Annotated in this window: 10 protein-coding genes and 1 pseudogene; 3 read left to right on the forward strand and 8 right to left on the reverse strand. The window is 69.6% G+C overall.

The features are described 5' to 3' along the window. Positions 1-108 precede the first annotated feature (108 nt). On the forward strand, positions 109-1,953 hold the full coding sequence (locus tag SJY11_RS04390) for a M3 family oligoendopeptidase (protein ID WP_376985207.1): 1,845 nt from the start codon (positions 109-111) through the stop codon (positions 1,951-1,953). Between the two features lie 102 nt (positions 1,954-2,055). Here SJY11_RS04390 and SJY11_RS04395 read toward each other — a convergent pair whose 3' ends face one another. Continuing rightward, a complete protein-coding gene (locus tag SJY11_RS04395; protein WP_376985208.1) occupies positions 2,056-3,576 on the reverse strand; it encodes an outer membrane beta-barrel protein in 1,521 nt (506 codons plus the stop codon). A gap of 327 nt (positions 3,577-3,903) precedes the next feature. On the opposite strand from SJY11_RS04395, the gene SJY11_RS04400 reads away from it, so the two are divergent. Beyond that, positions 3,904-4,875 carry a KpsF/GutQ family sugar-phosphate isomerase gene (locus SJY11_RS04400; protein WP_376985209.1) on the forward strand — a complete coding sequence of 324 codons (972 nt, stop codon included), beginning with the start codon at positions 3,904-3,906 and terminating at the stop codon, positions 4,873-4,875. A 145-nt stretch (positions 4,876-5,020) separates the two neighbouring features. Here SJY11_RS04400 and SJY11_RS04405 read toward each other — a convergent pair whose 3' ends face one another. From SJY11_RS04405 to SJY11_RS04425, 5 genes and pseudogenes are all read right to left on the reverse strand, one after another. Further along, positions 5,021-5,398, reverse strand: coding sequence for a nitrile hydratase accessory protein (locus SJY11_RS04405; protein WP_376985210.1), 378 nt, complete (start codon positions 5,396-5,398; stop codon positions 5,021-5,023). Further along, complete coding sequence (nthB, locus tag SJY11_RS04410) at positions 5,385-6,044, reverse strand: nitrile hydratase subunit beta (protein WP_376985211.1); 660 nt, start codon at positions 6,042-6,044, stop codon at positions 5,385-5,387. Before nthB ends, SJY11_RS04405 begins: the two co-directional genes overlap by 14 nt. Beyond that, a complete protein-coding gene (nthA, locus tag SJY11_RS04415; protein ID WP_376985212.1) occupies positions 6,041-6,667 on the reverse strand; it encodes a nitrile hydratase subunit alpha in 627 nt (208 codons plus the stop codon). Before nthA ends, nthB begins: the two co-directional genes overlap by 4 nt. Positions 6,668-6,816: 149 nt before the next feature. Next, complete coding sequence (locus SJY11_RS04420) at positions 6,817-8,013, reverse strand: amidase (RefSeq protein ID WP_376989251.1); 1,197 nt, start codon at positions 8,011-8,013, stop codon at positions 6,817-6,819. Between the two features lie 12 nt (positions 8,014-8,025). Then, a pseudogene (locus tag SJY11_RS04425) lies at positions 8,026-9,616 on the reverse strand (gamma-glutamyltransferase family protein). 136 nt (positions 9,617-9,752) lie between these two features. Here SJY11_RS04425 and SJY11_RS04430 point away from each other — a divergent pair. Next, positions 9,753-9,992, forward strand: coding sequence for a hypothetical protein (locus tag SJY11_RS04430; RefSeq protein ID WP_376985213.1), 240 nt, complete (start codon positions 9,753-9,755; stop codon positions 9,990-9,992). 8 nt (positions 9,993-10,000) lie between these two features. Here the strand turns inward: SJY11_RS04430 and SJY11_RS04435 are convergent, their stop codons facing one another. Both SJY11_RS04435 and SJY11_RS04440 read right to left on the reverse strand, forming a co-directional pair. Then, complete coding sequence (locus tag SJY11_RS04435; RefSeq protein WP_376985214.1) at positions 10,001-10,366, reverse strand: DUF1850 domain-containing protein; 366 nt, start codon at positions 10,364-10,366, stop codon at positions 10,001-10,003. A 13-nt stretch (positions 10,367-10,379) separates the two neighbouring features. Next, a complete protein-coding gene (locus SJY11_RS04440) occupies positions 10,380-12,686 on the reverse strand; it encodes a TRAP transporter permease (protein WP_376985215.1) in 2,307 nt (768 codons plus the stop codon). Positions 12,687-12,726: the final 40 nt, after the last annotated feature.

Genomic DNA, 12,726 nt, shown 5'->3' on the forward strand with positions numbered 1-12,726 from the left:
GCAAGCCGCCCCCGGCCGCGACGCCGCGGCCGCCAGAGCGCATTGATCCTGCCGACCGTCCTGCGCATATGAAGGCGCACCGGTTGATGGTTGCGAGGTGATCCCAAGATGATGACTGCGTGCGACGGCGTCCTGCGGACGACAGCCTCCGAAACCGCCGCGGCCACGGCCAAGACGCTGGGCGTGCTGCCGGAATGGGATCTCCGCCACCTCTATCCCTCCATGGAGTCGCCGGAGCTGAAGGCCGATCTCGAGCGGGCGATGAGCGAATCGCAGAACTTCGCGGCGCTGTATCGCGGCAAGCTCGGGGCGCTCGCCGAGCGCGAGGACGGTGGCGCCGTGCTGGCCGAGGCGGTGAAGGCCTTCGAGGGGCTGAGTGACCGGCTCGGGCGGATCGGCGCCTATGCCGGCCTCGTCTATGCGGGCGACACCACCGATCCCCAGCGCGCCAAATTCTATGGCGACACGCAGGACAAGCTCAACGCGGCGGTGACGGAGCTTTTGTTCTTCGAACTCGAGCTCAACCGGATCGAGCCCGAGCATCTCGCCCGGATCGCCGCGACGGGCCCGCTCTCGCATTGGAAGCCGTGGCTCGACGATCTCGCCAAGGACAAGCCGCACCAGCTCGAGGATCGGGTCGAGGCGCTTTTCCACGAGAAGTCGATGACCGGGCACGCCGCCTGGAACCGGCTCTTCGACGAGACCATCGCCTCGCTGCGCTTCCGGATCGGCGGCGAGGAGCTGACGCTGGAGCCGACGCTCAACAAGCTGCAGGATGCCGACGGCGCGGTGCGCAAGGCCGCCGCCGAGGCGCTGAGCGAGGTGTTTCGCGGCCAGCTGCGGACCTTCGCGCTGATCACCAACACGCTCGCCAAGGACAAGGAAATCTCCGACCGCTGGCGCAAGTTCCAGGACGTCGCCGATTCACGCCATCTCGCCAACCGCGTCGAGCGCGAGGTCGTCGATGCGCTGGTCACCGCCGTGCGGGACGCCTATCCGCGGCTGTCGCACCGCTATTACAAGCTGAAGGCGAAGTGGTTCGGCCGCGAGGCGCTGGATTTCTGGGACCGCAACGCGCCGCTGCCGAAGGTCGAGCAGCGCACGATTCCCTGGACCGAGGCGCGCGACACGGTGCTCGACGCCTATGGCGCCTTCTCTCCCGAGATGGCCGGCATCGCGCGGCGCTTCTTCGACGAGCAGTGGATCGACGCGCCGGTGCGGCCCGGCAAGGCGCCCGGCGCCTTCGCCCATCCGACCGTGCCCTCCGCGCACCCCTATGTGCTGGTCAATTACCAGGGCAAGCCGCGCGACGTGATGACGCTCGCCCATGAGCTCGGGCATGGCGTGCATCAGGTTCTCGCCGCCCATAACGGCGCGCTGATGGCGCCGACGCCGCTGACGCTGGCTGAGACGGCGAGCGTCTTCGGGGAGATGCTGACCTTCCGGCGGCTGCTCGACGGCACGCAGGACCCCAAGCAGCGCAAGGCAATGCTGGCCGCCAAGGTCGAGGACATGATCAACACGGTGGTGCGCCAGATCGCCTTCTACTCCTTCGAGCGGAAGGTGCATGAGGCGCGCAGATCGGGCGAGCTGACGGCCGAGGCGCTCTGCGAGCTCTGGATGAGCGTCCAGGCGGAGAGCCTGGGTCCGGCGATCCGGCTCGGCCCGGGCTACGAGCCGTTCTGGTGCTACATCCCGCACTTCATCCATTCACCCTTCTACGTCTACGCCTATGCCTTCGGGGATTGTCTGGTGAATTCGCTCTACGGCGTCTACCAGAACGCGGCGGAGGGCTTCCAGGAGCGCTATTTCGCCCTGCTCTCGGCCGGTGGCACCAAACACCATGCCGAGCTGCTGGCGCCGTTCGGGCTGGATGCGCGCGATCCCGCCTTCTGGCAGATCGGCCTGACGATGATCGAGGGGATGATCATCGAGCTGGAGGGGATGGAGTAGCGGGGGGGTCCGCGTCATGGTCGGGCTCGGCCCGACCATCTCGTGACCGGAGGGGACTGGTTTCCGCGATTCTCGGGGCAAGCCCGAGAATGACGCGGGTGGTCAGAACTGCAGCCTCAGGCCCACCTGCGCGACATTGGCGGTGTAGTCGGAGCCCTGGGCGCTGGAGTTGAGCCGCTCATGGGTGAAGCTCGCGCGCACCGAGAATGTCCGCGTCAGCTTGTAGTCGAGGCGGGCGCCGATGCTGGAGGAATCCTCGCGCAGCCCCTGTCCCTCATACTCCGTGCGGTTGAAGCTGCCGAAAGCGGTGACGGTGAGGTTTCGGCGCAGCGCATGGGCGACCTCGAGCGAAACCCGCCGCGCCGTGGTGCCCGAGGAGCCGGCGACGGTGGTGTCGCCGAGTTCGGAGGTGCCGCGCAGCGTCACGGTGGTGAGCGGCGTCGGCGACCACAGGATCGCGGCATCGCCGATCAGACCCCTGAGGTTGCGCAGGCGGGCGTCGTCGTATTTGCGGTCCTGGTAGCCGACGGAGACCTCGCCGGTGAGCTGGCGGCTGATCTCGAAGGTCGAGCCGACACGCGCGGTGATGCCGTTCGAGGAGCGGCGGTAACCGCTCGAATCGATCGCCTGATCGAAGTCACGCGTGTCGACCTCGCCCTGGACGAAGGGCCTAAAGCCCGGCGTGACCTCGTAGGCCGCGCGCAGGCGCAGGCCATACTGGGTCTGGTTGCGGTCGCGCTGGCTGACGATGCCGCCGTTGCTCAGCTTGCCGTCCTCGTAGTCGCTGCGGTCGACCGAGCCGCGCAGCGTCATCTGCAGGCGGTTGACGTCGTGGGTGACGCCGGCCGAGGCGCCGTATTGATAGACCAGCGGGCGGCCGACGACGGCGGCGGTCAGATCCGGGGAGCCCGGGCGCTGCGTGTCGAGTCGGGCCCGGGTTTCGAGCAGGATGCGGGTGTCGCGCGACGCGTCGAGCCGCAGCTGGAGGTTGCCCTCGCCGTCTGGACGGGAGGCCTCGCGGTCGCGGTAGAACTCGCTGTAGCCGGCGCGCAGCCGGCCGGTCAGCTCGTGCACGTTCCAGTTCGACTGGATGTCGACCTCGCCCTCATGGCGGCTGAAGGGCGAGCCCTTGCGTGTCGATCCGGCGGTGCGCTGCGGGTTGGTGTCGTAGCCGACGCTGTTGGTGAGCGCGGGCCGGAGCACGACGCTGCCGAGCCGCAGGCCGAGCGGCGCATAGGGGTCCTCCTGTGCCGCCGGGGCGCGCCGGGGTGGCGGCGGTGCGGGCGGCACCGCCGGCAGGCCGGTCACGGTGGGCGGCGGCGCGCGGAACTGGCGCTGGGTGACGCCGCGTACGCCGCTGCCGCGCACGGAGCGGCTGGCATAGGGCGGGGCCCGGTTCGAGATCGCCGAGGGCTGGGCGCGAATCAGGCCGGCGGGATCGCCGAGGACGTCGGGTGTCGCGGGGACAGCCCCCGGGTCCCGGGGCGGCTGCTGGGCGACATAGGCCGGAACGGTCGGGCGCAGGGGTGTCCGGCGCGTCTGCTGGGCCGAGACGATTGTCGTCGCCAGCACGAGGCTGGCGGCGGCGACGCCGGTCAGGAGCAGGGTGACGCGGGTTGACACGGGGCTCGGTCGCTCCAGGCATGAGCTCTGACGCGCCTGGGACGACGCGCATGGTTAACGGAGTTAGAACGAAGGGGGTTAACGGGGCGTCAATGACGTGGTTGGCTTGTCGCGGCGACCGCGCGACATCGAAGCGTATCCCTTCCCCCCGCTTGCGGTGGGGAAGGGTTAGGGATGGGGGGGCGCAAAGCCCGAGCCCTGTCCTTCAGCGTCTCGCCGAGCGGAACTGCCCCCCACCCCAGCCCTCCCCACCGCAAGCGGGGGGAGGGAGGCGCGGATGGCGGCAAAGCTGGCGAGCCGGAGGCCGCCTGTGCTAGAGCGCGCGCCATGACAGCCGATATTCGCGCCTCCGCGCTCCGCACCATCGCCACCGAGCGCGCCGGACTCGACACGCTCCATGCCGCGCTCGGCAACGGGCTGGGCGAGCCCTTCAGTGCCGCGGTGGCGATGATCCAGGCTGCCGGCGGGCGGGTCGTCGTCTGCGGCATGGGCAAATCCGGCCTTGTCGGTCGCAAGATCGCTGCGACGCTTGCCTCGACCGGCACGCCCGCGCTGTTTGTCCACGCGGCCGAGGCCAGCCATGGCGATCTCGGCATGGTCCAACCCAACGACGTCGTGATCGCCCTGTCCTGGTCGGGCGAGACGGCGGAACTCGCCGCCATGGTCGGCCATACGCGGCGCTTCCGCGTCGGGCTGATCGCGCTCACCGCCAATGCCGACAGCGCGCTCGGCCGCGAGGCTGATATCACCCTGCTCCTGCCCAAGGCGGAAGAGGCCTGTCCCAACGGTCTCGCACCGACCACCTCGACGACGATGCAGATGGCGCTCGGCGATGCGCTGGCGGTGGCGCTGCTGGAGGCTCGCGGATTCTCGCGGCAGGATTTCTTCGTCTACCACCCCGGCGGCAAGCTCGGCGCGCAGCTCAAGACCGTCGCCAGCATCATGCATCGCGATGCCGCGCTGCCGATCGTCGGGCTCGACACGGCGATCGCGGACGTGGTCACGCTCATCTCGGAGAAGGGCTTCGGCTGCGCCATCGTGATCGATGCCGAGGGCGTGCTGGCGGGCGTCGTCACCGATGGGGATCTGCGCCGCAAGCTGATGCGCGGGGGACCGGCCCAGCGGGCGCGGGACGTGATGAGCGCCAACCCCCGTCGCATCACTCCAGACGCGCTCGCCGGCGAAGCGCTGGAGATGGTCAACCGGCTGCGCATCACCGCGCTGATCGTCGCCGATTCAGACCAGCGGCCGGTCGGGCTCGTGCATGTGCACGATCTCTTGTCGCTCGGCGTGGCTTGAGTTTGCTCTGAACCGCGTCGTCATCCCGGGCTTGCCCCGGGATCCATCGGAGGGCTCCGGCGCTCTCCGATGGATCCCGGAGCGGCGCCGCTTCGCGGCTTGTCCGGGATGACGGCGTGGTTCCGAGATTTCGGTCCGGACGGAGTTACCCCCGCTGCGGATCGTTCTCGAGCAGGATCGGCTGGCCATGCGGCGTCGCTTCCGCCGCGCGGGCCCATGACGCCGCCAGCGAATCGACGCCGTCATGCGAGGCCAGCCCCTTCTCGATGAGCAGGTGCTCCAGCGCCTCGCACCAGCGCTCGTAATAATCCGAGCCGTCGCGGCAGCCGCCCCTGGCCAGCGCCTCGCGGATCTCGGCGCCGAGCGCCTGCGCCCATTCCTCCGCCGTGAAGATGCCGCGCTCCTGCAGCTGCACGACGAGCGCGAAGACCATCGCCTGCCAGGGCTCGGCGAAGACCGGGCCGCCGGCATCGCGCGGGATCGGGGTATCTCCGGCCAGCGTCGCGAGGTCACGCGGGTTCAAGATAGCTCTCCCAGGCCTCGATCGAGACGGTCGACGCCGGATCGGCGTCGCGGCCCCAGAGTTCGGGGCCGGTGAAGACGACGGTATAGAGCCACTGCGCCGTCTCCGGCAGACCCTGCGAGCCGGAGTCGGGGAAGACATGGCAACCCGTGACCCGCTCGATCACGCCGGCCTTGCCGCGGGCATAGCGCGGCAGACGGGTGTGGTGCCGCGGGTTCATCACGAGGGTGCGCACCCGGTCGCCGACGGCAAAGCGCGCCGGGGCCTCCGCCTCGCGCTCATAGGGGAAGCCGCGGCGCAGAACGCTGGCGACCTCCTCGCCCTTGAGGACGCGCTTGGGCGTCTTCGCCGGCGCGAGCGGCTGGCCCTGCTCGAGCTCTTCCGGCGTGACGAAGCCCTGCTCGACCAGCATCCGGTTCAGGCCCGCGAGCCAGATCTCGTAATAGGAGGAGGAGAGATACTGCGCCGGCGGCAGACTCTCGCGCGCCGCCCGGATGCCGTCGATCGTCCAGGCGCCCATCGCCCCGGCTGCGACATTGATCGCGAGCACGCGCTTTTCCCACTCGGCATGGAAGATCGGCTCGTCGGCTTCGGGCCGGACCGGGCCGAAGCCCATCTGCCCGCCGAGGTCCTGGCCGCCGTTCATCGTGCGTCCTCCACGCGCGGCAGCCCGGTGCCGATCATCGCATCGCGGTTGACGATGGTCGCGAGCGTCTCCTCCGACCAGCCCTCGGTCCCGGCCGGGCGCATCGGGATGACGAGGAAGCGCGTCTCAGCGGTCGAATCCCAGACCCGGATGCGCTGGCCCTCCGGCAGGGTCAGGCCGAAATCGGCGAGCGTGCCGCGCGGGTCGAGCACCGCCTTGGACCGATAGGGCGGGGATTTGTACCAGACCGGGGGCAGGCCGAGCAGCGGCCACGGATAGCAGGAGCACAGCGTGCAGACGATCAGGTTGTGCTCGTCCGGCGTGTTGAAACAGGCGACGGTGTGCTCGCCGCCGCGCCCGCCGAAGCCGAGTTCGGCGACGGCGGCCGTGCCGTCGGCCTGCAGCCGCGCCGCGAAGGCGGGATCGACCCAGGCCCGCGCCACGACGCGGGCGCCGTTGCGCGGCCCGATCTTGGTCTCATAGGTGTCGACGATGGCGTCGAGTGCGGCGGGATCGACATAGCCCTTACCCACCATCAGCGATTCCAGCGCCTTCACCCGCGCCTCGATCGGGGTGAAGTGGTTGTCGTGATCGTGGTCGTGATGATGGTGGTGGCCGCTCATGCCGCTCTCCCTTCGGACTTCAAGACCTCAGCCCTCATCCTGAGGAGCGGGCGCAAGCCCGCGTCTCGAAGGATGCTCCATCGCGCTCTGGACCATCCTTCGAGACGCTGCTTCGCAGCTCCTCAGGATGAGGGCTGAGAGAGACACCCTCACGCGATCCGCACCCGCGCCGCGCGCTCGAAGGTCGTGGCGAAGGCAATCAGGGACTTGTCGGAGCCCTTCGGCCCGAGCAGCGACAGGCCCAGCGGAGCCCCCTCGCGCCGCGCCACCGGCACGCTCACCTGCGGGAAGCCCGAGAGGCCGCCGAGGCAGAGCAGGCGCAGCGCCCGGTTGCGGAAATCGTCGAGCTGGTCTTCCGGCGCGCTGACCAGCGGGGCGATGTCGGGCACCGTCGGCAGGATCAGCACGCCGTCCTGGCCGAGCAGCTTGGCCAGCCGCGTGCGGAAGGCCTTGCGCACGGCCTCACCCTTGGCGTGGTCGGCATCGCTGATCGCCTTGGAGAAGGCGAAGCGCTCGGTGACGCCGGGCCCCAGCGGCATGGCCAGGCGTTCGATCAGCGCGCCGTCGGCCGCCCAGGCCTCGCGGCCCTGCAGCCAGCGGAAAGCCCAGTAGAGCGCGTCGAGATCGCGCACCGCCTTCACCGCCTGCGGCTCGCCGAGCTGCGGGACGATGCGCTGGACGACATTGCGCAGGATCGTCTCGGCCTCCGGCACGGCCTGGGCGAAGAGATCGTCGGCCAGCAGCAGGCGCGGCTTCACCGGCAAGGCGAGCTTGTCCTTGCCGAGCAGCACCTCGCCGACGCGGGCGAAGACCTCGCCGTCGCGGGCGAACCAGCCGGCGGTGTCGAACGAGTCGGCCAGCGGCCAGGCCCGCTTCAGCGAGATCCGGCCATGGCTCGGGCGGATGCCGAACAGGCCGCAATAGCTCGCCGGCGCGCGCACCGAGCCACCCGTGTCGGAGCCGAGCCCGATATCGGCGAGCCGCCCGGCGACCGCGGCCGCCGAGCCCGAGGAGGAACCGCCGGTGATGCGGTCGGGCGCCGCCGGGTTGATGGGGGAGCCGAAATGCGCGTTCTTGCCGTTCAGCGAGAAGGCGAGCTCGTCGGTATGGGTCTTGCCGACGAAGCGGGCGCCGGCCTCGAGCAGCGCCTTCACCACCGGCGCGGTCTTGGTCTTGATGCCCGACTGGGCCAGCACCAGCGGCGAGCCGGCTCCCGTCGGATAGCCCTTGACGTCGTAGAGATCCTTCACCGCCAGCGTCAGCCCCGCGAGCGGGCCGGTCGGCGCGTGTTTCACGGGCGCCTGCGGATAGGGAACGAAGCAGCGGAACGGATCGTCGACGAGCATCGTGGTCACCCCCTAGCAGCCCTTGGCATCACCGTCGGAGCGCGGATCATGTGCCGCCTCGACATGGCCCTTCGGGTGCTTCACCAGCATGCCCGCATGGCCGAACTGGTCCGAATAGGCCTCTGAATATTCCTCGAACCGGGTGCCCGGCGCCGGTCAGCCTCGCGAGCAGCATCGGGTCGAAGCGGCTCTCGAGCTTGAGCGAGATCGATCCCGCCCCCCAGGTCCGGCCGAAGAGCCAGCGCGGCGCGTCGACCGCCGCTGCCGGCCCAGCGCCGAAGCGGTAGCGCGACAAGATCTGCGCCTGGAACTGCGGCTGACCGTCCCCACCCATCGCGCCATAGGAGTTGATCCGCCCATCGTCGAAGCGCGCGAAGGCGGGGTTCAGCGTGTGGAACGGCTTGCGGCCCGGCTGCAGCGGGTTCAGCGCCTTGGCATCGAGCGAGAAGGAGACGCCGCGGTTCTGCCAGTTGATGCCAGTGCGCGGCAGGATGCAGCCCGAACCGTACTCCCAGTAGATCGACTGGATGTAGGAGACGGCCAGCCCCGAGCCGTCGATCGCGCCCATCCAGACGGTGTCGCCATCGCCGGTCTTGAACGGCCAGGCGGCGGCACGGCGCTTGTCGATCGCCGCCGCCTCGCGGGCAAAGACCGTCTCGGTCAGGACGCTGGCGGGATCGACCGTGGCGAAGGCGGGGTCGGTGACGATGCGGTCGCGGATGGCGAAGGCGCGCTTGGTCGCCTCGACCAACCCGTGATGGTAGTCGAAGCCGTCGGCCCGGGAGACGCCGAGCTGCTCGAAGATTCCGAGGATCATGAGCGAGGCGACGCCCTGCGTCGGCGGCGGGCAGTTGTAGACGGTCAGCCCCGGCAGCCTGACCGAGAGCGGCGCGACGAATCGAGCCTTGTAGCCCTCCAGGTCGGCGCGGGTGACAGGGGCGCCGATGCGCTCGAGATCGGTCGCGATCTCGCGGCCGACATCGCCGCGGTAGAAGTCCGACAGGCCGGCCTCCGCGAGCTGGCGGAAGGTCTGGCCCAGCGCCTCGGGCTTGCGGCGCGCGCCGGCCTTGGGCTGCTCGCCGCCCGGCCAGAAGAATTCGCTGAAGCCGATCGCCTCCTTCACGGCCTCGACCTGCTGCGGCCAGGTCCGCAGTTCGGAAGCAGAGATGTCGTAGCCCTCGCTGCAATGGCGGATGGCGTCGGCCAGCAGGTCCTTCAGCGGCATCTTGCCGCCCAGGCTCTTCGACAGCGACAGCGCCGCCTCCCAGCCCCCGATCGCGCCGGCGACCGTGACGGCGGAATCGGGCCCGCGCGAGGGAATGACGTCATGGCCCTTGTCGCGATAGCGCGCGATGGTGGCGAGCGCGCCGGCCGGGCCGCAGGCCTCGACCGCATGGACCTTGCCGCCGGGCTCGTGGATCAGCCAGAAGCCGTCCCCGCCGATCGCGTTCATGTGCGGGTAGACCACCGAGATGGTCGCAGCCATGGCGACCATCGCCTCGATGGCGTTGCCGCCCTCGGTGAGAATGGCCCGGCCGGCTTCGGAGGCGAGGTGGTGGGGCGCGGCGCAGGCTGCCGAACCGAAGACGGGCGTATCGATCATCAGGGTCTTTTCAAGCTCGGCGGGAGGGACCATCTCGGGCGGAGGGCGCGATTTTGTTGCATGCCGAAGCCGGCTTCGCTAGAGCTTGCGCCCGAAAAGTCGCTGCGCCCGCGCGCGGTTAGCGAGGACTGACAGCATGGCCGCAAGGCAGACCAACTGGCGCAACCTCATCCTGGTGGTTTCGCTCGGCATCCTGATCGCCGTCGAGCTCTTCGGCGTCGCGCTCGCCTCCGGCTGGGCGCTCGCCGGTCTGTTCGAACTCGGCCCGATCATCGGCTATGTGCTGATGGCGCTGTTTTCGGGCTTCGCCGCCTATGGGATGCTCAATCTGATGCGGCGCGTGATCAAGGTCGAGCGGTTGACCGAAGGCGGCTGAAGCCTGCCTCACGGACAGGCGCGCAGGATCACCGGGTCCGCCTCTGGCGGCAGGAAATCCCCCATCGGACGGCAGCGGCCGTCGATGCAGACCTGCCAATCCGCCGTCGCCCCCGAGCGGCGCATGACGATCTCCCGCTGCGGCGGCAGCTGCGGCGTCCAGCGCCAAAAACCGTCGCTGAGCCTGGCCTCCGGCGGCGCCTCCATGCCGGCGCCCGAACCCTGGATGCGCGCTTCCGCCATGACGAGCCCTGCCGGCGTGTCCCGCCAGACCTCTTCCCACAGCGTCTTCTGGACCGAGTGACGCCAGGCGAGCGTGATCTCGCCGGCGCCCAGCGACACCAGGAGAGTGCCGGCCGCCAGGCACAGACTCATGAGTCCGGTCCGCTCAGGCCGCCGCGGCGCGGTCGGTTGCCCGGGCGCGCCAGAGATGAACGCCGATCAGCAGGGCGGCGAGGCCGAAGCCGATCTCGTCGGTGATCGGCAGCGCCACCACCAGCGAGGCCGCGGCGCCGGCCGCCAGTGCCCGCTCCCACAGCGCCATGTCGCGCTTGAGGAAGCCGATCGTCGCCGCGCCCCAGAGCGTGATCGCCAGCAGCGCCTTGCCGATGATGTAGGCGGCACCGAGCGCGTAGGCGAAGCCGGTCACGCCCTGCACGGGTTGCAGCATCAGGGCCGGATCATAGACCGCCATGAACGGGATGACGAAGCCCGCCATCGCGATCTTCACGGCCTGGAACGAGATCCTGAAGCCGGATTCCTTGGCGATCGGCGCCGCCGCGAAGGCCGCCAGCGCGACCGGGGGCGTCAGGTCCGCCATGATGCCGAAATAGAACACGAACATGTGGCTGACGATCAGCGGCACGCCGAGCTTCAGCAGGATCGGTGCGGCGATCGAGGAGGTGATGATGTAGTTCGGGATCGTCGGGATGCCCATGCCGAGGATCAGGCTGACGATCATGGTCAGCACGAGCGCCAGGAAGAGCGACTTCTCGCCGACCGCGACGACCGCGTTGCCGAAGATCGTGCCGACGCCGGTCAGCGTCATCGTGCCGATGACGAGGCCGACCACGGCGCAGGCGACGCCGACCGGAATGGCCTGGCGTGCGCCGTCGGCCAGCGCCTCCCGGCAGGCGGCGACCGTCTCCGTGCCGCCGCGCGTCGTCAGGCTGGCGAGGACGAGCAGCAGCACGACCCCGACCATCACGAGGATGCCGTACCAGAAGAAGAAGGCGCAGAGCAGCCCGAGGCCGACCCAGAACAGCACCCGCAGCGCGATCGGCCCGATGCCCAGCGCCAGCGAGCCACCCAGGATCAGCACCACGGTCAGCGCGAGCCCGACAGAGCCCGAGAAGAGCGGTGTGTAGCCGGAGAACAGCAGGTAGACCAGCACCGCCAGCGGCACGATGAGATACCACTTGGTTGCCAGGGCCTTGCCGGCGTCCGGCAGCTCTTCCCGCGGCAGGCCGACGAGACCGCGCTTGCCGGCTTCGAGATGCACGGCCAGGAAGGCGGCCGTATAATACAGCATCGCCGGCACGATCGCGGCCTGGACGATGTCGGCATAGGGCACATCGATCGTCTCGGCCATGATGAAGGCGACCGCGCCCATCACCGGCGGCATGATCTGGCCGCCCATCGAGGCTGTGGCCTCGACGCCACCGGCGAAGGCGGCGCGATAGCCGAAGCGCTTCATCAGCGGAATCGTGAACTGGCCTGTCGAGACGACGTTGGCGACGCCGGAGCCCGAGATCGTGCCCATCAGCCCCGAGGAGAAGACGGCGACCTTGGCCGGACCGCCGCGGGCGCTGCCGAACAGCCCCATGGCGATGTCGGTGAAGAGCTGGATCATCCCGGCCCGCTCGAGGAAGGAGCCGAACAGGATGAAGAGGAAGATGAAGGTGGCGGAGACGCCCGTCGGGGTGGCGTAGATGCCCTCCGTGCCGAAGGACATGTGCTCGATCACCTGCTCCAGCGAGTAGCCGCGGTGGTTGAGCGGAGCGGGCAGCCATTGCCCGAACAGGCAGTACGCGAGGAAGAGGCCCGAGACGATGGGCAGGGCCGGCCCCATGAAACGCCAGCAGATGACGAAGAGAACCGCGATCGCCGCGATGCCGACGACGAGGTCGGCCGGCGTCACCTCGCCGGCGCGCGCCACCAGTTCCTCATAAAGGACCCAGTGATAGAGGCCGATCGCGAAGCCGATGCCGGCCAGCGCCCAAGCCGAGACGACGGCGAGGCGGCCATGGCTCTTGTGCTGGGCGAGGAGGCCGCCGGCGACGAGGCAGAGGAAGCCGACATGCAGCGCCCGGAGGATCTGGTTGGGCAGCGAGCCGCCGAAGCGGGCCAGCAGCTCGACGACGACCAGCATCGGCAGGAAGGCGAGCAGCATCTCGAGCCAGGGCCGGGAGCGGGCGGCCCGGACGAGGATCGCGACGGCCCAGGCCGCCATGGTCAGACGCAGCCCATCGACGAGGGTCACGCCCGAGACGCGATGGTCGAGCGGGACGTTGAAGGCGGTGGCGATCTGGAACAGCGAGAAGGCGATGGCGATCCAGAACAGCAGGCGACCCTGCCAGCCCGCGCCGAAGCCGGGAGGCAGTCCATGCTCCGGATCGACCGGGACGGCCGGCGTCTGCGCATGGATGCCGCCGATATCCGGCACGGCCAAAGGCTGGGTCTCGTCTTTGCTCATCGTCGTCATCCGCTCAGAGAAAAGGCGGGGCCGGACATGC

Origin of the sequence: Allobosea sp. R86505, assembly GCF_042466375.1 — a bacterium.
In the GTDB taxonomy this organism is placed as follows: Bacteria; Pseudomonadota; Alphaproteobacteria; order Rhizobiales; family Beijerinckiaceae; genus Allobosea.

What these genes read in the sequence shown, in the direction of transcription:
- nthA (WP_376985212.1), bottom strand. Translation starts at nt 6,667, where the DNA reads ATGAGCGGCCACCACCATCATCACGACCACGATCACGACAACCACTTC.
- nthB (WP_376985211.1), bottom strand. Translation starts at nt 6,044, where the DNA reads ATGAACGGCGGCCAGGACCTCGGCGGGCAGATGGGCTTCGGCCCGGTC.
- SJY11_RS04435 (WP_376985214.1), bottom strand. Translation starts at nt 10,366, where the DNA reads ATGAGTCTGTGCCTGGCGGCCGGCACTCTCCTGGTGTCGCTGGGCGCC.
- SJY11_RS04430 (WP_376985213.1), top strand. Translation starts at nt 9,753, where the DNA reads ATGGCCGCAAGGCAGACCAACTGGCGCAACCTCATCCTGGTGGTTTCG.
- SJY11_RS04400 (WP_376985209.1), top strand. Translation starts at nt 3,904, where the DNA reads ATGACAGCCGATATTCGCGCCTCCGCGCTCCGCACCATCGCCACCGAG.
- SJY11_RS04440 (WP_376985215.1), bottom strand. Translation starts at nt 12,686, where the DNA reads ATGAGCAAAGACGAGACCCAGCCTTTGGCCGTGCCGGATATCGGCGGC.
- SJY11_RS04390 (WP_376985207.1), top strand. Translation starts at nt 109, where the DNA reads ATGATGACTGCGTGCGACGGCGTCCTGCGGACGACAGCCTCCGAAACC.
- SJY11_RS04420 (WP_376989251.1), bottom strand. Translation starts at nt 8,013, where the DNA reads ATGCTCGTCGACGATCCGTTCCGCTGCTTCGTTCCCTATCCGCAGGCG.